This window comes from Parendozoicomonas sp. 209JJ7-1 (assembly GCF_058147085.1).
This window is the reverse complement of the sequence record NZ_JBYVJU010000006.1, coordinates 142,434-161,583: the sequence shown is the minus strand read 5'-3', so window position 1 is coordinate 161,583 and position 19,150 is coordinate 142,434. Positions and strand designations below refer to the sequence as shown.

Below are 19,150 nucleotides of genomic sequence, written 5' to 3'. Positions count from 1 at the left end.
AGAGTAAGTATGAGGCCGTCGAAGACTTTTCTCTGGCTGCTGGCAGGCTGGCTGGTTCTGTCATTGCCCATTGCCGCTCTGCGCTATTTTGATATGGCGCAGGCAGCCGGTATCTGCTCACGCCTGTGGTGGCTGGCCGGGCTGGTTCTGGTGGTTTATGCCCTGCTGGACCTTTATCGCAGCCAGAAACTGAAGCAGGTGATGGCGGAGCGGCATCTGCCCGCAACCCTTGCGGTTGGTGTTTACCAGCCGGTCTCTCTGGTGGTGAATAACCCTTTATCCCGGGCCTTGCGTGTCACCATTACTGACCAGTGGCCTGCCGCTGCGGAAATCTCCGGGCTGCCCCTGAATATGATTCTTCCGGCGGAGAACAAAGCGGATATTCACTACCAGTTGCAGGCCAACAGGCGGGGACTGTTAACCTCCGGGCTGATAGATATGCGGGTACGTTCTCCCGCCGGACTCTGGGATCTTCGCCTGCAAAGGGGAGAACCTTCGGAAGCACATGTTTACCCCAACTTTGCTCCTATTTTTAATGCCGAAGCTCTCAGCCTTGACCAGCAGATCAACCGTCTTGGTGCCCATCGTCAGCAGCAGCGGGGCACAGGGATGGACTTCCATCAGCTGCGGGAGTTCCGTCAAGGGGATGTGCTGCGTCAGGTGGACTGGAAAGCCAGTTCCCGACTACGGAAACTGATCTCACGGGAATACCAGCTGGAACGGGATCAGGATATTGTTTTCCTAATGGACTGCGGCCGTCGTATGCGCGCCAGGGATGATGGCCTCAGCCACTTTGACCATGCCCTTAACGCCATGCTGCTCACATCCTGGATAGCCCTTCGCCAGGGAGACGCCGTGGGCTTTCAAAGCTTTGCCGGTGGCAAAGAGCAGCCTGACCGCTGGCTGCACCCCACCAAAGGCCAGACCACGGTTAACAAGCTTCTGCAGCAGACCTACGACCTCCACAGCACCACAACCAGCAGTGACTTTCTCGAAGCCGCTGAACAGATTATTGCCCGGCACCGTAAACGGGCGTTGATTATTCTGGTCAGTAATGTGCGGGAAGAAGACAGGAACGACCTGCTGGCGGCTACACGGCTTCTGTCTGCCAAACATATGGTGATGGTCGCCAGCCTTAGGGAACAGGTGCTGGACCAGATAGTTCAGCATCCTGTAGATGGCTTTGAACAGGCCATGAATTACACAGGAACCCGCCAGTACCTGGATCAGCGCCAGAAGCTGATGCGGGAACTGCGCAGCTCAGGCATTCTGGTTGTGGATGCACGTCCAGATACTCTGCATATGGATATGGTGACCCAGTATCTGCAACTGAAAAGCAGCGGGCGGTTCTAGCCCCGTTCCTTAAAGCCATAGAGACACGACGCTACTGAAAATTCACAGTCGAACATTCCATGCCCTGATATGCTGAATAAATAAACACAGCAACAGCATTCACGGAATGAAAGCATTGTTCGCCAAAAAATCTCGCTATCAGAAGCTAATAGCAGCGGCATTGCTATTGTGGCTTACAGGCTGCTCCTCACTTCCCATCAAGTACCTGCCCAGCCAGAACTACAACAGCAGGGTGAAATATATTGTTCTGCACTACACCGCTGCCAATTATGAAAAGTCCATGGAGTTTCTGGTGGATGGCAACAGGGTCAGCGCCCATTACCTGATTCCTGAGAACCATGACGAGAGCTATCCGGGGGATGAACTGAGGATTTACCAACTGGTTGATGAATCTTATCGGGCGTGGCATGCCGGTGTCAGCCACTGGAATGGCCAGGACGGCCTTAACGATCTATCCATTGGTATTGAGCTGGTCAATACGCCGGAGTGCCATACCCATATCGGAGAAATACTGCCCCGGGAACTCACAGGCAGCGCAGAATACTCCCACAAAATGTGTTTTTACACGGATTATGACCCGGAACAGATTCAGCTGCTGATCTCCCTGATTAAACAACTACAGCAGCAGTTCCCCCGGATAAAACCCGCCCATATTCTCGGCCATTCGGATATTGCTCCCCAGAGAAAGAGCGACCCCGGCCCCCGTTTTCCCTGGCATCAGCTTTATAAAGCCGGTATCGGTGCCTGGTATGACACGGAAACGGTGAACAAATACTGGCATATGTTCGCCCTCAACCGTCCTTCTCCGGAATTGGTACAGCAGGCCCTGAATGACTACGGCTATAAGCTTGAGATAACCGGCGAGTACGACCGCCAGACCACCAATACCCTCACCGCATTCCAAACTCACTTTTTACCCTGGAATATTGACGGAGAAGCGGACCTGATAACGATTTCCACGCTGTTTGCCCTGCTGGAGAAGTACTATCCGCAAAAGGCCGCGGCCTTTGCTATTCAGTAGCCTATGCCAGTCAGTAGCTCTTTTGACCTCTTGAAGAAGACGACATAGAAGCTATATTCCAGAGACTTTTACCTTTGTCGATGGTTCTGTCATAGGAGTTCAACGCTATGAGAAGGGACATGGACGCTTGAGGGCGGGAAACTGAAAATTTCCGGTGTAGACCACTTTTCTGATCATCGGGCAGATTCCCACTTTCAGGCCACGCTGGAAAGATAACGCTGGAAAAACAGAGAATCGACCCGGGCCGGGTTAATCAGCTCCAGCAGTCACAAACCGGGCAATCATAACCGTCGGACTCAGAACCCCGATAACCGCTTCCATTACACTGAGACTCTGGGCAAAAGGAATGTCTGGAATGATATCGCCATAGCCTACAGTCGTTAACGTGGAAAAGCTGAAATAGAGATACTGTGACCAGTTGTAAATATCATTATTGGGAATATTAAAAGCGGTTGGCTCAAAGATATTTACCAACAGATAGATATAACTGAAGGCAAGGCCCGTCAGCAGATAGAAGTTAACTGCCGCCAGCAGCTTCTGCGACTGATTTGCCTTACTGAACAGATGCGCCATTAACCCCACCATCATCCCGACGGAAAAGATAATCACCCCCCCCAGAACAATTACGCCAAGACGTTTGGACCATTCACTCATTTCCGGCAGAAACAACACCATCAGGGTAAGAGCGACGCCTATAGACCGGATAAATAATTGCAGCTTTTTCCTGCCAGGTACCAGAGGCCGAATAGATGTAGTCATGCTAAACATAATCAGACCACTGAATATACGACCGAAAATAATATCCGTATCAGGTATTGAAGGTGCAATAAGAATCACCACTAGCAAAGTCAGCAGAAGCTGACCAAGGGCAATATTCGGTTTACTTACACTCAGCATAAACTGCTGTTCCTTTAATGTTTTAAAAATGGGTAGTTTATACGAAAGCCTGGAAGCAAATGGATACAGGATATAGAAAATCTCCCCCAACACCTGTTTATTATAAACTTTGTCCAAGAGTGAAAACTGCCGCCAGATTCCTCGCTGTTCTGGTTAAATTCTCAGATGCAAGCCTGAATGCATCTTCCAGAGAAACCGCCCCGTGAACCACGGAAAACAACGCATCAATGCCTTCCGAATAAACGGCTTCCACACCATCCCCCACACAGCCAGCCAGAGCGACAACAGGAATACCCTGGGCCTTTGCCATTCTGGCGACACCTACCGGGGTTTTGCCCTGGGCGGTCTGGCCATCGATACGCCCTTCTCCGGTAATGACCAGATCCGCCCCTCGAAGCTTTTCTTTCAGATTGACTGCGTCTATCACAATATCAATGCCCGGTTTCAGATGGGCATCAGTAAAGGCCAGCAGAGCAGCCCCCATGCCACCGGCGGCACCGGCTCCTGAAGCGGTAATAACATCTTTATTCAGCTGCGATCGAATAACCTCCCCATAACGCCCTAGAGCTTTATCCAGACGTTGAACCATGGCGTTATCCGCGCCTTTCTGGGGGCCAAAAACTGCTGATGCTCCCTGTGGACCGGTTAACGGATTATCCACATCACAGGCCGCGATAAATTCAACTGTTTCCAGTCGTTTATCAAGGCGGGTTAAATCAACCCGTGCAAGTTCTGCTAAAGCCTCTCCACCCATCGGAAGTTCTTTGCCCTGCCCATCCTGAAAGGAGGCACCCAGAGCCTGCATCATACCCGCGCCGGCGTCGTTTGTTGCGCTGCCCCCCAGACCGGTAATAATTGTTTTCGCTCCGGCATTCAGGGCATGGAGTATTAACTCTCCTGTGCCCCGTGTTGTGGTTATCAGGGGATTTCTTTCGGATGGAGGAACCAGCTCAAGTCCCGATGCGCTGGCCATTTCAATAACAGCCGTTTTATCATCACCGAGAATGCCAAAGCTCGCCTGAACAGGCTTTCCAAGAGGGCCTGTTACCGTGACTCCCACCAGTCGCCCTTTTGTCGCATCCACAAGGGCTTGAAGAGTACCTTCACCACCATCAGCCACAGGCACTTTTACACACTCAGCATTAGGCAAAACCTGTTTCAGACCATGCTCAATAGCATCAGCCACCTGGGCAGCGGTCAGGTTTTCCTTGAAAGAGTCCGGCGCGATTACAATCTTCATGGTCTGGCCTCCCGTCCATTCTGGCAGTTCAGGAATGTAAGAGCCTGTTGACAATCTTATCGTGGGCTGAAAATGCCGAGAAAGACCATGAACAGGCTCTAAGAACATTAACGCATCTTGAAACCTTTGCTGCGTAAAAATTCCCGCATATGGGGACGGGACTCTTTACCCAGCAAAGCTGTCATATCACTGCTCCAGGTGCGGTCCAGCTTGCCACCGGTTCTGTCGAGATAATACTGGCGCATGGTTTTATCGTACTCCGCCAGCAGGTCTGTATTGACTGGCTGATAGGTCTCTTCCATCAAAACCATATCCACAGGCAGGCGGGGTTTTATGCCGGGGTTCTGATCCGCATATCCCAGACACAGCCCAAAGACAGGATACACATTACCCGGAAGATTCAGCAGCTCACTGGCCTGCGCGGGGTTATTGCGAATACCGCCAATATAACAGGCACCCAGCCCTTCAGATTCAGCCGCCACCACAACATTCTGGGCAAACAGCGCTACATCAATGGTGGCAATCATAAAGTGTTCGGTCATACCATCAGCCAGCTCACCATCATGGAGTTCACAACAGAAGCCTGAACGGTTGAGGTCAGCGCAGAACATCATAAATACAGGGGCATCGGCAACATAAGGCTGGCCACCGGCCAGTTCCGCCATCTTCGCCCGGGTATCCGGATTACGTACTCGAATCACGCTGACACCCTGCAGATTACTGGAGGTCGCCGCACTCTGGCCTGCTTCAATAAACAGCCTGACCTGTTCATCACTGACGGGTTGCGCGGAAAATTTTCGAATGGAACGGTGGGATTTCAGCAGATCAATAACGGAGCCGGACATTATGATTTCTCTTGTTGGTCTTTCTTGTTGGCATTGCTGCGGAACCGAGAGGTATTTATATTCCTTTCTTATTCTTCAAGCCAGCTATCGACTATTCCTGGTAGTCTCTCTACCACTTCGTGACCAAACAATACTTCCGTCACATAGCCCATATGCAACATATCAACAATTACCCAAAAATTCTTAGGCTGATCCAGAAACCTTAGATTCACTCTCACTTAAATCTTCCTCAAGAAGAACATCTACTGGAAGTTATCGCGGACTGCAAAAACAGAGGAGTCTATGTAATTGATAAAAAGGGGCTTTGAGCCCCTGCTGGTTATCCCAACCCAAAAAACACCTGCTATTTCAACCCTTCTCTTTTACCGAACAATCCTTCTATCTTTGTGCGGTGATGTTTACACTGTCGGGGCTACAAATTTCCCTTTCACTTCATGGCATTGTTTCATGGCATTGTTGTTCACGATGAACCATACCCCTATTGCCCTTACCATCGCAGGCTCCGACAGCGGTGGTGGTGCCGGCATCCAGGCCGACCTGAAGGCCTTCTCTGCCCTTGGTGCTTATGGCTGTACTGTTATCACCGCGCTGACCGCCCAAAACACCTGTGGCGTGCAGGGCATTTTTGATGTTACTCCCGAATTTATTCAACAACAGATGGATTCAGTTTTTTCTGATATTGCTGTGAATGCGGTAAAAATCGGCATGCTCAGCCAAGAGCCGGTGATTCATACCGTTGCGGATGCTCTGGTGGCCCATAATGCCGAGCTGATTGTGTTTGATCCGGTGATGGTGGCCACCAGCGGCGACAAACTTCTGCAGGACAACGCTATACAAACCCTGAAAGAGTGTTTGATTCCCAAAGCCACGGTTATTACCCCCAACCTTCCTGAAGCCGCAGTTCTGCTTGGCTGTGATGTACCTGATACTGTTTCCGGCATGGAGGCCATGATTGAGCCACTGCTGAAACTCGGCAGTCACTCGGTACTCGTCAAAGGTGGCCATCTCGGCGGTGATGAAAGCATCGACCTGTTCCACGATGGCACAACCCTGCACCGGTTAACGGCTCCCCGTATCGCTACGGAGAACACCCACGGTACAGGCTGCACCCTCTCCTCCGCTATTACTGCCCTTTTGGCCCGGGGTGAAAGGCTCGAAGATGCTGTTTATAAAGCCAAAAGCTATATCGCGGAAGCCATTGCCCATGCGGATCTGCTATCCATCGGCAAAGGCCACGGTCCGGTCCATCACTTCCATGCTTTTTGGGAAAACAAACAATGAATACAGCAGGATTATCTGTTCCTTATGCACTTCGCCCGGGCCTATGGTCTGGCGATTGACAAAAGCGACCGTTTTGCGACAGTAGAGAAGCTCCTGACCGCACTCAAGGCCATTATTGTTAAAGAATGACTCCTCTCCCTTTAAAATCACTCCTTTGAAATCAAGGAATTTCCAGGTACTTATCTTCCAGCTTCAAATGAATATCGGGGGTTGTGCTGATGTACGGAAAGTTCAGGGGAAAATTCCAGGTATCATGCAGAATTGTGTCGTATGAGGGCGCTTGATGCACATCCCCCCCTCCCAACGAGACTCCAGTTACAGGGAGCGGTGTTCTAAGTGAGTTTGCACGATAATCATGCTCAGAGAATAAATACTGCTTCCCCTCAACCTCAACACGGGCCTTACAGCTGAATCCTTCTATCTTCCGCAAGGCCTTCAAACTCTCCATGGTCACTGCCTGCTGGCAACCAATAGGATTACGTTCTGTAGATTCCGGACAGTTGAAGCTCACCTTATAGGGCTCTGAACCGAAACCCAGAAAAATGTCCCAGAACTTATAGGTATTACATTCAAGACTGAGAGTAAAAGGCTTCACAATAAAGTCAGAAGTCTCTGGCTCAATAATCCGGATAGAGACGGTGACCTCTTTCATTCCCGTTGTCCTGACATCCTCAGGTGTTATAACAATCTCATTGCCAGGTAATGGGCCTATAATAGACTCCCCTGCAACGGGTACCGCTTTAAACAGGCTGAAAAAACTGAGAGAAAAGCAGATAACAAGCGCAGAGGACGAGAATTTAATGGACATGGGAGGTTATTCTGTAATTGCTCTTGGAGAATATCGACATTCATACAAGAACCTTGACTATCACAGATTCCGAATCCTTTTTTTAATAAAGGAAAACAGGAAGTAACATTTATGGAGTAATCCTTCTATCTTTTTTCAGTGATATTTACACGAATAAACACGAAGAGCCGGTTCATTCGGCATTTGCATCCCACGATAAGATTATGAACAGGCTCTAATTACACTGGCTGAACATTTTAATGGACAGGAGGGGCATCGGGGCGAAGACTATCGTAACATGTCATTGATAGAGATTCCCCCGGCTTGTCTGTATGAAGAAAACAATATTTTGCAACAACTTTTCCAAGCCTAACGATATGATCAACACCCTGTTTATCCCTGTAATGCACTGTAAGCTCATGATCGCGAGTATCTGTATTTTTTATAACACAGGTTGCATCAAATCGACCGAGGTTGGTTGTATTGAGTGGTGCTGGATATGAGTTATAGCTCCCTGAGAAAGACAGGCCCAAATCAACAGCCATATCCAGCGCATTGACAACCGCTACTTCATGCTCCCATTTACAAAGAGAATCAGGTACCAGCATATAGTTATCTGCCCATATCGTTCCACCAATTCCTCTAATTATATCGGCAGTAGCCCTCAAGAGGTGTTCCTTGTCGATGATAAGGTAGTTGTAAGGGATAATACCGGCCTGCACCCAAAGGGGATCTCTGCTCAAATCTGCGCAGCATTCATCCGAGACAGTAAAATAGGGGCACAGTACATTACCCTGGCTGTAGGATACAATTTTCCCGTGTTTGTCAAACTTTGGAATCGCAGCATAAACACCTACCTCGAAAGGAGCAAACGAATATACCTGGAATTGAGTATAAGGATTGCACCGGGGCCATCCGGCAGAAGGCATGAGCAGTGTGGCCAGAAAACACAACAGGGCTGTGCTGAAACTTCTGCTTCTTCTGTTTTTCAAGACAGGCGAGACTGATGAGCGGGAGGGGAGTAAGGTGGTGGGAGTCATGGCTTACAACCTCTGGAAACAAACGGGTAAGACGGGCGTCTTATGGAACCGCTGTTGAACGGCCAATGTATTCTAGTAGATTCTTCCGATAAAACTTTCCGCCCGCTATCTTCTGCAACATTATACGTCCACGATAGCTTTTAATTCAGGCAAGCAGCATTGACGCCAACGCCAGCCCTGCAGTGAGCAATACTCAACTCTCATACAGAACAGCGTTACCTGTCGTTTGGTTAACCTTGAAGAGTGAGATGCAGAGATGAACGGAAATAGACTGTGGCAGCATTTTGTGGGGCTGGCTGCCCTGGGCCTGGCAAACGTGGCATGGAGTTGTCTTCCAGATGGTACAGCATGCGGTGGCTATAACATGCCCCAATGTTCCGAGTGCTGCAATAATGTCGAACTGGGTTATAAATATAACACTTGCCAGACATTCTGCGCTCAAGTCGATTGCCCCTGCAGGAAGGATGACGACTGCGAAAGTCTTCATTGCTGTAAGGGTGATGTTTGCTGTTAGGGAGGGCTTCGGATGTGCGCCAGAATAACTGCTTGAAATTCGGTTTTGAGCTGACTTCCCTGTAGGATCGCTCATCAGATTTACTGTGCTTTTTGGCTGTCGTACGACGCCTGGTTGTCAGTGCATGAGCGGTCTCAGCGCAGTAGCCTTGTTCTCCACTATTGCGGCCCAGCTCTCGTGACAGGGCACTCTCACTAATGCCAACAAGAACAGCAATTTCTTTTTGCATACTCGCTGTCCCAAGATGAGCCTCAATCTGGTATCGTCACTTTAGAGTCAGCTGCTTGTATTGTCCGGCTTGTTTACTCATTCCTGACTTCCATTTCTGAGTGTGAGAACTACGAAATGTACCCGCAGCTGGCTCACATCTGAAATTTCAATCAATTGCACTTATTGCTTGAATCCAGCTATACCCTTCACAAAGGAATTGTATGAATACAACCATCTCTAACCAAATCGCCGACGACCAAAGTACCGCCAAGACTCGATTAAATCTCCTGGCCACCCCGCTCGCCTCAATTTTTGGGAGTGGTTTCTTGGTCATCTTGCCGGTACTGGCAACAGCCACAGGCTATTGGATGGGTGTGGCCATTATGGTAGTCACATCCTTGGCTTATGCTGTTGGGGCTGCAATTCGGTTCAACATTAAACGCGCTGAACCGATAATTGCAAAAGGCGAGAATACAACGGTCTCATTAATAGATCGTATCTCTGACGTCTCGATATCCATCGCATATGTCATTTCAATTACCTTATATTTACAAATACTCTCTTCATTTTTACTTGCCGGTTTCAATCTTACTTCACAGTTCTATCAGGACATATCTACTACCGTTGTCATTATCACCATTGTCGTAGTGGCTTTGACTCGTGGGCTAAGTACATTGAATTTCTTAGAAACATGGTCCTTGATGGCTACGCTTGCATTGGTAACTGTAATTCTACTGGGGTTCATTCAATACGATGGCACGAGTATTCAGCAAGGCATACAGAGCATCCCTATGCCTACAGCAAGTTGGTGGGAAATTGTCACTGTTGTCAGCGGTACACTGATTGTAGTCCAAGGCTTTGAAACCCCACGTTTTCTAGGAAATACCTATAACGCAAATCTCCGCATTTGGAGTTCACGCTGGTCTCAAATTATCTCCTCTACTATCTACATTGCGTTTGTATTCCTCGCAATCCCACTGATTCATGAGCTTGAAGGCCAGTACACAGATCACCTTCTAATCAAATTAGTCACGTATACAGCGATACCTTTCCTCTCTGCCGGTGTAGTAATTGCAGCACTACTGAGCCAATTTTCTGCGGCAGTTGCAGACACCATAGCTGCAAAAGGCAATGTGACAGAAGTATCTCAGAAAAAAATTCATCCAAAGATCATCTATCTATCGATCGGAATTCTCGCGATAACATTAACCTGGCTGGCAGACACCTTTCAAATCCTCGCTTTAGCTTCGAAAGCATTCGCGCTGTACTACTTCTTGCAATGTCTGATCGCCGTACTGATCGCACAAAAAAACAGCCATCGCCTAGGCTTTTCGGCAGTCGGGGTCGCCATGTTATTCATTGTGTTGTTTGCTAAACCCGTGGGATAGCGACCAGTGCATTCACCATTAGAAATTGAAGCGGAGATGTTTATGTTATCCATGACCCGAATGGCACTTACTTAAGCTTTTTCGGGTGACCATGGGTTCTAATCCTCATCTTGGCGACGGCTCGTGACGTTATCAGCAGCGGGTAAGTTTTTTCCTTCGCTTGAGCGCCGGGGTTTCAAAGCGCTCAGGCCATTACCCCACTACAATCGGCTTCAAACACTGGCTCAGCCAACAGTCAACTCTACTCATCCAGGCTGCTGTGTTGAATGTATTTTTGAATTCTGTGTTGCCGACACTCGGCAGTATTGCTATTACTGCGCATGAAAAACTCCAGTGATGGTCGCGAGAGATAGTCGCAAACAGACAGCAGACGGGATCATGGCCAATGAGATCGCCCATTGAGATCGTGAAACATACGGGTTAAGTGCTTAGAACTAATGAGGTGCTTATGCGTAAATACAGGCTTGTTATTATTGGTGGCGGCATTTCAGGCATTTATATGCTCAAGCATGCAATCGAGCATGAAATGGATGTTATCTTGCTTGAGTCAACGAATGCTGTTGGAGGCCAGTGGGTTTTTAGAGAAAATTGTTCTGGTGGGGTGTTGCCTGATACTGAAGCAGTATCTTCAAAAACATTTATGGAGGCTTCAGATTTTCCACTACCTGAAAATTGCCCGGATTTCCCGAAAGCTGATCACATTAATGAATATATAAAAAGCTATGTAGAAAAATTTAATCTACAAGGTTGCATTAGCTGTAATAGGCATGTGATGTCAGCGGATTTTTTAGAAGATGAAAAGTGTTGGGTTATAAAAACTGAAACATGTGAATATAAAAGCGATTTTTTAGTTGTCGCAACAGGAATGAATTCTAATTATCCAGAGAAAGAACTTTTTGAAAATTTTTCTGGGGAAATAATGCATGGAGCTGATTTTAAGTCAGTGACAGGCAACATGAAAAATAAAAATATTCTTATAGTTGGTGGTTCAGATACAGCTTCTGATATCGCCTCTAAGTTAAAGGATGCAGCCAGTGTAACAGTGAGCATGAGACGTGGTACATGGTTCAATCCAAAGCTTGCCAGTTATTACAATTTTCCTATCAAAAAAGACCAGGGAGGATTGCCTGCAGATTTGATGACTAATCGTTTTCAGCTTTATTTATTGAGGTCCCTGGGGTTTGATGCTCCTGAGAGATGTGGAGTTGTAAGAAGGTTCGAGAAAGAAACGGGGAAATGTGGTTCAGGCATACCTCAATGGTATTCAAGTGATTACTACATTGGTTCATCATGGACTAAAAGCTGTCACTTACTTGAGGGAGTTAAAAAAGGAAAAATAACCCCTCAAAAAGGAATTGTTAAAATAATTGGTAATAATGTGTATTTTGCAGATGTGGCGGAAGGGCAATATTTCGATTTGATTATTATGTGTACGGGATATAAAGCGGGCCTGAATTTTAAATTCTCTACGCCATTAAAAAAGTTATATAAGAATGTATTTCATCCAGATAATAATCAGCTTGCATTTATTGGTTATATCCGACCTTATGTTACATCTATACCTATGCTGGCAGAGATGCAAGCCCGTTGGATAGCTGAATATTTTCGAGGCGCGTGTTCCCTGCCTGACCGGGAAGGCATGATAAAGACCATAAAGATTGATGAAATTTACTTTTCAAAACGTTTTAACCAATTTCAAGAATCACAACCATTTCTTGTTGACCCGTACCAGTACATGGATTTCATTGCAAAACAGATAAACCAATGCCCTTCATATTTAAAAATACTATTTTCCCACCCAAGACTATTATTTGACTTATCCTTTGGGATCTGGTCTCCATACCAATACCGCCTGCATGATTCAAGAAGGTATGTTCGGAAAGCTGCACGCGAGAAAATGGTAGGGCTTCGCGATAATCCATTGTATGCAGTTATGTTAAGTGAAACCTGGCATACAATGAACTGGCTGAGAAGAAATATGGTAAAAATGCTGTCCATGTATATAGAAAATAAATTCAAGCGAGGAAAAGATATTTAATTCGTATACTGCGTGAATCTGATGGTTTTTCAGGTGATTGATTGTATTCTAATCCTCTACCTTTAAACCATGACTAATGCAGAGTAACAAACGGATTGATAGTGACTTCACGCAGTACTTGGAGGAGTTTTTTATTGCAACTGATTTAGGTACGGGTCCGTGAGTTTGCGACACTGCCTTGCACGACAAGAAAACAGCAGGGGAGTTATATGCCGTTTTTATATGCGCCACCATTAAAAGTCAAACCATCTCTTTCTCAAACACCGGAAGCAAAGACTAACCCGTTTAAATGAACCCGCCCCCATTTATCACATGGCTTCCGCCCTTCCGCTCACCATTATGTTGTTGCTGATGCGGCGAGTATCCGGACAGAAGTTTTTACGGATGATGACTTTTAACTCTCCTAACTTTTAACTTTCCTGACTCTTCACTTCCGTTAATGCCGTGCCGTCCGCAATAGTGCGGACAACGACCGGAATATCAGCCAGGGAGTTTACCACTTTGTCTGGCTGACATGCTTCCAGGGACCACTCCTCCCCTGCAGGGTTAAACCAGATGGTTTTCATGCCGACCTCAGCGGCACCCTGGACATCAGTAATCATATTGTCTCCAATATGGATCACTTCATCTGCGCTTATATTCCCGGCCTTCAGTGCCAGCTTAAACACTTCCGGATCCGGCTTACTGCGGTTAATGTCTTCAGAACTGATAGTGAACTGGAAATAGTCCCCAAGCCCCAGTCGTTTAACACTGGCGTTGCCATTGGTGATAACAGCCAGCCTGTATTCAAGAGCTAAAGTTTCCAGGACTTCATGAACACCATCAAACAACTCCACCTCGTGCCGCCAGCGATGAAAAATCTGAAAGGCTTCCCGGGCAATATTTAAAGCTTCGGCAGATTTATAACCAATCTGTTCCAGAGCTTGCTGCATACCGACGATACGCACTTCACTCACCCGGTGTCTCAGTTCAGGCACAGTCTCTTTCAGGTTGCTTTTCAGAGCATCAAGGGACTCAACCGTATGTACCTCCACCAGTTCAGGGCAACGGTTGAACAACCAGGTATATCCTTCACGAACAGCACGGCGAATCACCGGGCCGTTATCCCAAAGGGTATCGTCGAGATCAAAGGTAATCAGTTTTATCATCTCATCAGCCCATTATTCGTCCTGCAGCTTTAACCACTGTTTAGCCAGGATGCTTCATAAACATCCTGGCTAAGGGCATAACTTGTCTTTTTTCAAAGCACCCAGGCAAGAGCCGAAGTGTTTTCATAACCTACCTTATTTGCTATCCAACCTACAGGTTTATGCTTTTTCAGCAGGCTTTCGCCACTTCCAGCCGCCTGTCGTTCAGGTCATCTCCCGGTGTCTGCCCCGCCACTTCCCGGCAGAGACTTCTTTCCTGCCCCTGCCCAACAACCTGTCTCCAGGAATCAAACCCTCTCAGACGGACAATCTTAACTGATAGCCCCATATAAAAATTGACTCAAAATAATAACTGTTCAGAAAAAACCGGGGGATGTGAATCCCTATCAGCCGGGCACGCGTAATAAGAAGTGAGGGCAAAGGAATGAGTATGCAGGAATTGAAAACCAGCCATCACTTTGAAACTATCAGTTCAAATGAAGACGGGGTTATTGTAGATTTCTGAGATACTTGGTGTGCTCCCTGTCAGATGATGCTCCCGGTTTTGACCGCATAGCCTCACGCTTTCAGGGAAATATGGCAGCAGTAAAAGCCAATTCCGACATCACCGAGAGCTGGCTGATCATTTTCCTATCCGTGCCGTTCTGACTCTGGTACTGATATACAGAGGGGAGGTGATAGGCCAGATTGACGGATACTCCGACCCCGCCATATGGAAACCCTCAAACGTTTTAAATCTTAATAGCCAAACGTTAATAACAACATCAAAGGATTTCACCATGAACAACAAAGCTCTCATCTGTGCCGGTTTCGCTGCTGCCCTGTCTGTTGGAGCCATCTCCACTGCTCAGGCGGCTTCCAAAGAGAAGTGCTACGGCATTGCCAAAGCTGGCCAGAACGATTGCGCCAACCTGCTGGGCACCCACTCCTGCGCAGGCCAGGCCAAAGCCGATAATGCTATCGACGAATGGAAGACTGTGAAGAAAGGCACCTGCACTGAAATGGGCGGTCTGTCCAAGACAGAAGCCAAAAAGAAACTGCTGGCCAAAAACAACTAAGCACGCAGACAGGAAGGGTCAGACATCATGAGCAATCACTGGAATACGACAAAGACACCTGTTGGCGTCGGTTTGCGGCATGTCCATTACCATGATGTTCTGGCCAGCCCTGCTGATATTGATTTTATTGAAGTGCATGCAGAGAATTTCTTCGCACAGGGCGGCGCTGCCCTGAATATTCTCGACCAGGTCGCTGAACACTACCCCATCAGCCTCCATGGCACATCCACGGGACTGGGTTCCATAAGCGGTGTACCCGACGAACATATCAATTCCATAGCCAGACTGGTTGAACGCTATTCACCAGCACTGGTGTCTGAACACGCGGCGTTTACCTGGGGACATCTGCACTCGCCCCTCAACAGCAGCGACACCCTTCACCATGCCGGAGATCTTCTGCCCATCTCATTTAATGAGCAGACTCTGGATGTGATGAGCGAGAACATAAACAGGCTTCAGAGACGGCTAAGACGCCATATTCTGATAGAAAACCTGTCGGCGTATATCACGCCCGCAGGCAGTACCTTTACCGAAACTGAATTCCTTCGCTCCCTGGTTATTCGCACCGGCTGCAAGTTGCTGGTCGATCTGAACAACCTGGCGGTCAATGCCTCCAATGCTGGCGAAGATAATATTCTGGAAAGCATCGGCAACTGGCTGGATGCTATTCCTACCGATGCCATAGGTGAAATTCATCTTGCAGGCTGCACACCGGTAGAACCCGGCGAGATTATGGTAGACGACCACAGCCAGAAGGTGTCCGATGTTGTCTGGGACGCTTACCGTCTGGCCCTGGTGCGCTTTGGCAATATTCCCACACTGGTGGAATGGGATACCGCTCTGCCGGAATGGTCTGTGCTTTTGGCGGAAGCAGCCAAAGCCCGCGCCATTGCTAATGAAGTCAGTTATTACAGGGCACAGACAGCATGAGCAGTATGTATCCCACTCAGTCCGGACTGATGGAAGCTATTCAGTCAAACACCAATGTCCTGGAGTGTAAAGGCCTGGAAGTTTATCAGCGTAACCTGCAGGCTAACGCAACGCGGGGTCTGGCCATCAGCCTGCCCGTGGTCAGCCAGCTTGTGGGTGATGAACTGTTTGCAAAGCTCTGTCGGGAATATATGCAGTTTTCACCTTCCTCTGTCGGGGATTGGGGAGAGTGGGGAGACAGCTTTCCCTCATGGCTTGCCGATCATTCCATCAGTGAAGAGCTGCCTTATTTAAGCAGCTGTGCGGAACTGGACTGGGTTCACCATCAGTGTGAACGGGCTGCGGATATCTCTGTGGACGCAGAGTCTTTTCAGCAACTGGCATCAACGGAATCCGGGCACGGGCAGCTTATATGCAATCCAACCCTGTCTGTACTGCACTCAGATTTTCCTGTTGTCGATATCTGGATCGCTCATAATGTTGATGAGGCCGAAAGAAACGAGCGGATGACCAAAGCCAGAGACAAGCTGGAACAGGGCGGAGGACAGACGGCACTGGTCTGGCGCAGGCAGTGGCAGGCTCTGGTTCGTGAAGCATCACCAGCCGAAGCTCACTGGCTTTCCCTGCTGCAACAGCAAGACAAGAGTCTAGAGCAGGCCCTGGAAAACACCCTCAACGCACAAGATGACAATAACAGCGGTTTTGACTTCTCCACCTGGCTGCCCGATGCCATAAGCAACCATCTGGTAACCAGTTTTATTCTTCCACAGACCAAACCTTTATCGTGATAAACGGAGTTACCATGAGCAGAATATTTTCTCTTTTCGATTACTTTGTTAGTGCAGACACAGCCCTTTCCCGGCTGCTGGATTGTCTGCAGCCCCTGGCTCTTCTGGCGGCACGGCTTTATGTAGCCTGGGTGTTCTTCGCCTCCGGGTTAACCAAACTGGATGACTGGGGAACAACCCTGTTTCTCTTTGAGGAAGAGTACGCAGTTCCCCTGCTCTCTCCGGAAATTGCTGCTTACCTGGGCACCTTTGGTGAGCTGGTCTTCCCGGTTATGCTGGTCTTTGGTCTGTTCAGCCGCCCTGCAGCCATTGGTCTATCCATCGTAAATATTGTTGCGGTGCTCAGCCTGGAGTTTGTTGCTCCTGCAGCATTCACATTGCATGTACTTTGGGGCGTATTGCTGGGTGCCGTAGTGATCTGGGGCGCGGGATTGCTCTCCCTGGATGCTCTGACAAGATCCAGCACATCTGATGCCTAACCCTGCAACCATTGAGGCTGGACAACCAGCCCCGTTTCATACCGAATAATCACAAGTCGTCTATCCTGTCTGCACTTCCCTGCGTGCTCTTCCGAGTTAAGCAACATGTCCAGATTTCACTGCACCTGTCGTGCATTATTCATCCTGCTATGTACAATTTTCATATCCAATGCCTGGTCTGCAAAATCCGCCTCCGGTATTGATCTATCAGCCATTGATGCATCTGTTCCTCCGGGAAAGGATTTTTACCTACACGCCAATGGCAACTGGATAAAAACAACAACCATCCCGAAAAACGTTCCTTCCATCAACTTGTTCGGACAAACAATGTTGAAGGTTAACCAGGATCTTCTGAGTGTACTGGCCCAGTTGAAAAAGCAGGGCAACCACCCACCCAGCTCAGATGAGGGGAAACTTATCACCCTCTTTGACAGTTATATGAATGTACAGCTTCGTGACTTACTCAGCACCACTCCTCTTGCGGATGACCATAGCAGGATTATGTCCCTGCGCACCAAAGGTGAGATTCCCCAACTGATGGCAGACCTGTTACGAGATGGAGTCCCTGGCCCTCTGGGTTATCTGATAATGGCTGATGTTTATCACCCAGACCGCAACCAGGTTTATCTGATGATCAGTGGCCTTAGCCTGACGGATCCTTCTATTTATCTGGGCACATCCCCTGCCAACAAAAAATTGCTCCAGCGTTATCAGGAGTTAATCAGGGAAAGCCTGACAGCTATCGGCCACCCTGATCCTGACGGGGCTTCCGAACGTGTTTTGATGACGGAAACAGGTCTTGCCAGAATTATAACCGCCAACGCGGGAGGCTTGGACCCGAGGATACAATCCTCCCAAAATCAACTCAGCACAGCTCTGGGCACGTTCAACTGGCATGATTTTGCATACAGTGCCGGCCTGCTCAACCAGGATACCTTGAACACCGGCAGCCTGAAAAACTATCAGTCTCTGGGGAAACTTTTCGCAACCACAGGCCTGAACCAGTGGAAAGATTATCTGGCCTGGAAACTGGTGAATGCATACGCCCCTTATCTGAATGAAACACTGGTCGAGGCTCACAATGACTTCTTCAGCACTACATTGGAAGGTATTAAAGCCAGGCTTCCCCTTAATATGCGTGGGCTCAACGTGTGCAACCGGTTGTTAGGCTGGCCCCTCGGGAAACTTTATGTCAGACAGTTCTTCTCCCAGCAGACAGCCGACGCTGGCAGGGAGATGGTTCACAATATTCGGGATGCGTTTTCTGAGCGCCTTCACAACCGGACGTGGATGACAGAAACAACCCGACAGGCCGCTGTCGCCAAACTGGATAAAATTACTATCAAAATTGGTTTTCCGAAAAAATGGCCTGACACGCCCGATGTTCTACTGAAAACCAATGACCTGGTAGGCAATGTAAAACGCATTCAGCAGTTCAGTTACCAGCAGTCTATTGATTTACTGGATAAACCTGTGGATAAGGATATGTGGGATATAACACCCCAGACAGTGAACGCCTACTACATCCCCGGGCTTAACGAGATTGTCGCAACAGCGGCCATTATGCAGCCTCCCCTGTTCCACAAAGATTACGATGCCTCTGTTACTTACAGCTCCCTGGGGGCGATTGTTGGTCATGAGATAACCCATGGTTTTGATGATATCGGCAGCCTGTTTGACGGCGATGGACGTTTGGTCAACTGGTGGACCACGCGGGACAAAGCTGAATTCAAGAAACTAACCCAACGGCTGGTCAACCAGTACAATCACTACCAACCACTCAAAGGCATATATATAAATGGACAGATGACGCTTAGTGAAAATATCGCAGACCTTGGCGGTTTAAATGTAGCCTGGGACGCTTACCAGAAGTATCTGGTCACTCACCCTGGCCAGAGCATGGACGGACTGTCACCTGAGCAGCGTTTCTATCTGAGTTGGGGGCAAGTCTGGCGCAGCAAGCAGACATCCCAGGACTTACAGGAACACCTGTTGACTAACCCTCACTCTCCCCCAGTCTACAGAGTGAACGGCACAGTGCCCAATATGAACCAGTTCTATAAAGCCTTCCCTGTACACTCCGGAGACCCCATGTTCCTGCCCCCGGAGAAGAGAACTGAAATCTGGTAATTT

20 protein-coding genes are annotated in these 19,150 nt (G+C 48.3%); 11 read left to right on the top strand and 9 right to left on the bottom strand.

Annotated features, from left to right (window positions below):
• The first annotated feature begins 9 nt into the window (after positions 1–9).
• Positions 10–1,353: a DUF58 domain-containing protein gene (locus ACY2RQ_RS08015; RefSeq protein ID WP_490112441.1), complete on the top strand. Its 1,344-nt coding sequence runs from the start codon at positions 10–12 to the stop codon at positions 1,351–1,353.
• Between the two features lie 106 nt (positions 1,354–1,459).
• Positions 1,460–2,374, top strand: a complete 915-nt coding sequence (locus ACY2RQ_RS08010) for an N-acetylmuramoyl-L-alanine amidase (protein WP_490112440.1) — start codon at positions 1,460–1,462, stop codon at positions 2,372–2,374.
• 249 nt (positions 2,375–2,623) lie between these two features.
• On the opposite strand, the gene ACY2RQ_RS08005 is transcribed toward ACY2RQ_RS08010, so the two are convergent.
• The 4 genes from ACY2RQ_RS08005 to ACY2RQ_RS07990 form a co-directional block, all read right to left on the bottom strand.
• Positions 2,624–3,271 carry a potassium channel family protein gene (locus ACY2RQ_RS08005; RefSeq protein WP_490112439.1) on the bottom strand — a complete coding sequence of 216 codons (648 nt, stop codon included), beginning with the start codon at positions 3,269–3,271 and terminating at the stop codon, positions 2,624–2,626.
• 100 nt (positions 3,272–3,371) lie between these two features.
• Positions 3,372–4,511, bottom strand: a complete 1,140-nt coding sequence (locus ACY2RQ_RS08000) for a glycerate kinase (RefSeq protein WP_490112438.1) — start codon at positions 4,509–4,511, stop codon at positions 3,372–3,374.
• Positions 4,512–4,618: 107 nt separating this feature from the next.
• The gene (gene nfsA, locus ACY2RQ_RS07995; protein WP_490112437.1) at positions 4,619–5,356 is read right to left on the bottom strand and encodes an oxygen-insensitive NADPH nitroreductase; all 738 of its coding nucleotides are present in this window, start codon (positions 5,354–5,356) and stop codon (positions 4,619–4,621) included.
• Between the two features lie 68 nt (positions 5,357–5,424).
• Entirely contained in the window at positions 5,425–5,517 is a 93-nt protein-coding gene (locus tag ACY2RQ_RS07990; RefSeq protein WP_490112509.1) for a DUF7687 domain-containing protein, read from the bottom strand.
• 304 nt (positions 5,518–5,821) lie between these two features.
• Between ACY2RQ_RS07990 and thiD the strand changes: the two genes are divergently transcribed.
• Complete coding sequence (gene thiD, locus ACY2RQ_RS07985; RefSeq protein WP_490112436.1) at positions 5,822–6,637, top strand: bifunctional hydroxymethylpyrimidine kinase/phosphomethylpyrimidine kinase; 816 nt, start codon at positions 5,822–5,824, stop codon at positions 6,635–6,637.
• A 160-nt stretch (positions 6,638–6,797) separates the two neighbouring features.
• Here the strand turns inward: thiD and ACY2RQ_RS07980 are convergent, their stop codons facing one another.
• Positions 6,798–7,289: a hypothetical protein gene (locus ACY2RQ_RS07980; protein ID WP_490112435.1), complete on the bottom strand. Its 492-nt coding sequence runs from the start codon at positions 7,287–7,289 to the stop codon at positions 6,798–6,800.
• Here ACY2RQ_RS07980 and ACY2RQ_RS07975 point away from each other — a divergent pair.
• Positions 7,276–7,551, top strand: coding sequence for a hypothetical protein (locus tag ACY2RQ_RS07975; RefSeq protein ID WP_490112434.1), 276 nt, complete (start codon positions 7,276–7,278; stop codon positions 7,549–7,551). The two genes, ACY2RQ_RS07980 and ACY2RQ_RS07975, sit on opposite strands and share 14 nt — an antisense overlap.
• 130 nt (positions 7,552–7,681) lie before the next feature.
• Here the strand turns inward: ACY2RQ_RS07975 and ACY2RQ_RS07970 are convergent, their stop codons facing one another.
• Together ACY2RQ_RS07970 and ACY2RQ_RS07965 are read right to left on the bottom strand one after the other, a co-directional pair.
• Positions 7,682–8,464: a hypothetical protein gene (locus ACY2RQ_RS07970; RefSeq protein ID WP_490112433.1), complete on the bottom strand. Its 783-nt coding sequence runs from the start codon at positions 8,462–8,464 to the stop codon at positions 7,682–7,684.
• A 230-nt stretch (positions 8,465–8,694) separates the two neighbouring features.
• Positions 8,695–9,207, bottom strand: a complete 513-nt coding sequence (locus ACY2RQ_RS07965; RefSeq protein ID WP_490112432.1) for a hypothetical protein — start codon at positions 9,205–9,207, stop codon at positions 8,695–8,697.
• A gap of 202 nt (positions 9,208–9,409) precedes the next feature.
• On the opposite strand from ACY2RQ_RS07965, the gene ACY2RQ_RS07960 reads away from it, so the two are divergent.
• Both ACY2RQ_RS07960 and ACY2RQ_RS07955 read left to right on the top strand, forming a co-directional pair.
• Positions 9,410–10,576 carry a hypothetical protein gene (locus ACY2RQ_RS07960; protein ID WP_490112431.1) on the top strand — a complete coding sequence of 389 codons (1,167 nt, stop codon included), beginning with the start codon at positions 9,410–9,412 and terminating at the stop codon, positions 10,574–10,576.
• Positions 10,577–11,024: 448 nt separating this feature from the next.
• Positions 11,025–12,614, top strand: coding sequence for a flavin-containing monooxygenase (locus tag ACY2RQ_RS07955; RefSeq protein ID WP_490112430.1), 1,590 nt, complete (start codon positions 11,025–11,027; stop codon positions 12,612–12,614).
• A 410-nt stretch (positions 12,615–13,024) separates the two neighbouring features.
• Here the strand turns inward: ACY2RQ_RS07955 and ACY2RQ_RS07950 are convergent, their stop codons facing one another.
• Together ACY2RQ_RS07950 and ACY2RQ_RS07945 are read right to left on the bottom strand one after the other, a co-directional pair.
• A complete protein-coding gene (locus ACY2RQ_RS07950) occupies positions 13,025–13,762 on the bottom strand; it encodes an HAD family hydrolase (protein WP_490112429.1) in 738 nt (245 codons plus the stop codon).
• 169 nt (positions 13,763–13,931) lie between these two features.
• A complete protein-coding gene (locus ACY2RQ_RS07945; protein ID WP_490112428.1) occupies positions 13,932–14,090 on the bottom strand; it encodes a hypothetical protein in 159 nt (52 codons plus the stop codon).
• A gap of 451 nt (positions 14,091–14,541) precedes the next feature.
• Between ACY2RQ_RS07945 and ACY2RQ_RS07940 the strand changes: the two genes are divergently transcribed.
• The 5 genes from ACY2RQ_RS07940 (at position 14,542) to ACY2RQ_RS07920 (ending at position 19,147) form a co-directional block, all read left to right on the top strand.
• Positions 14,542–14,820 (top strand): BufA1 family periplasmic bufferin-type metallophore, encoded by a 279-nt coding sequence (locus tag ACY2RQ_RS07940; protein ID WP_490112427.1) that lies wholly within the window; start codon positions 14,542–14,544, stop codon positions 14,818–14,820.
• A 27-nt stretch (positions 14,821–14,847) separates the two neighbouring features.
• Complete coding sequence (locus ACY2RQ_RS07935; RefSeq protein ID WP_490112426.1) at positions 14,848–15,750, top strand: MbnB/TglH/ChrH family RiPP precursor modification enzyme; 903 nt, start codon at positions 14,848–14,850, stop codon at positions 15,748–15,750.
• Positions 15,747–16,538, top strand: coding sequence for an HvfC/BufC family peptide modification chaperone (locus tag ACY2RQ_RS07930; protein ID WP_490112425.1), 792 nt, complete (start codon positions 15,747–15,749; stop codon positions 16,536–16,538). Before ACY2RQ_RS07935 ends, ACY2RQ_RS07930 begins: the two co-directional genes overlap by 4 nt.
• Positions 16,539–16,552: 14 nt before the next feature.
• A complete protein-coding gene (locus ACY2RQ_RS07925) occupies positions 16,553–17,017 on the top strand; it encodes a DoxX family protein (RefSeq protein WP_490112424.1) in 465 nt (154 codons plus the stop codon).
• A 105-nt stretch (positions 17,018–17,122) separates the two neighbouring features.
• Positions 17,123–19,147 (top strand): M13 family metallopeptidase, encoded by a 2,025-nt coding sequence (locus ACY2RQ_RS07920; RefSeq protein ID WP_490112423.1) that lies wholly within the window; start codon positions 17,123–17,125, stop codon positions 19,145–19,147.
• Positions 19,148–19,150 lie beyond the last annotated feature (3 nt).

Excerpts from the sequence above, each read along its gene's own strand:
- ACY2RQ_RS07935 (WP_490112426.1), top strand. The coding sequence starts at position 14,848 with ATGAGCAATCACTGGAATACGACAAAGACACCTGTTGGCGTCGGTTTG.
- ACY2RQ_RS07980 (WP_490112435.1), bottom strand. The coding sequence starts at position 7,289 with ATGAAAGAGGTCACCGTCTCTATCCGGATTATTGAGCCAGAGACTTCT.
- ACY2RQ_RS08010 (WP_490112440.1), top strand. The coding sequence starts at position 1,460 with ATGAAAGCATTGTTCGCCAAAAAATCTCGCTATCAGAAGCTAATAGCA.
- ACY2RQ_RS08015 (WP_490112441.1), top strand. The coding sequence starts at position 10 with ATGAGGCCGTCGAAGACTTTTCTCTGGCTGCTGGCAGGCTGGCTGGTT.
- ACY2RQ_RS07950 (WP_490112429.1), bottom strand. The coding sequence starts at position 13,762 with ATGATAAAACTGATTACCTTTGATCTCGACGATACCCTTTGGGATAAC.
- ACY2RQ_RS07970 (WP_490112433.1), bottom strand. The coding sequence starts at position 8,464 with ATGACTCCCACCACCTTACTCCCCTCCCGCTCATCAGTCTCGCCTGTC.
- ACY2RQ_RS07940 (WP_490112427.1), top strand. The coding sequence starts at position 14,542 with ATGAACAACAAAGCTCTCATCTGTGCCGGTTTCGCTGCTGCCCTGTCT.
- ACY2RQ_RS07960 (WP_490112431.1), top strand. The coding sequence starts at position 9,410 with ATGAATACAACCATCTCTAACCAAATCGCCGACGACCAAAGTACCGCC.
- ACY2RQ_RS08000 (WP_490112438.1), bottom strand. The coding sequence starts at position 4,511 with ATGAAGATTGTAATCGCGCCGGACTCTTTCAAGGAAAACCTGACCGCT.
- ACY2RQ_RS07930 (WP_490112425.1), top strand. The coding sequence starts at position 15,747 with ATGAGCAGTATGTATCCCACTCAGTCCGGACTGATGGAAGCTATTCAG.
- ACY2RQ_RS07920 (WP_490112423.1), top strand. The coding sequence starts at position 17,123 with ATGTCCAGATTTCACTGCACCTGTCGTGCATTATTCATCCTGCTATGT.
- nfsA (WP_490112437.1), bottom strand. The coding sequence starts at position 5,356 with ATGTCCGGCTCCGTTATTGATCTGCTGAAATCCCACCGTTCCATTCGA.
- thiD (WP_490112436.1), top strand. The coding sequence starts at position 5,822 with ATGAACCATACCCCTATTGCCCTTACCATCGCAGGCTCCGACAGCGGT.
- ACY2RQ_RS07925 (WP_490112424.1), top strand. The coding sequence starts at position 16,553 with ATGAGCAGAATATTTTCTCTTTTCGATTACTTTGTTAGTGCAGACACA.
- ACY2RQ_RS07990 (WP_490112509.1), bottom strand. The coding sequence starts at position 5,517 with ATGTTGCATATGGGCTATGTGACGGAAGTATTGTTTGGTCACGAAGTG.
- ACY2RQ_RS07945 (WP_490112428.1), bottom strand. The coding sequence starts at position 14,090 with ATGGGGCTATCAGTTAAGATTGTCCGTCTGAGAGGGTTTGATTCCTGG.
- ACY2RQ_RS07955 (WP_490112430.1), top strand. The coding sequence starts at position 11,025 with ATGCGTAAATACAGGCTTGTTATTATTGGTGGCGGCATTTCAGGCATT.
- ACY2RQ_RS08005 (WP_490112439.1), bottom strand. The coding sequence starts at position 3,271 with ATGCTGAGTGTAAGTAAACCGAATATTGCCCTTGGTCAGCTTCTGCTG.
- ACY2RQ_RS07965 (WP_490112432.1), bottom strand. The coding sequence starts at position 9,207 with ATGCAAAAAGAAATTGCTGTTCTTGTTGGCATTAGTGAGAGTGCCCTG.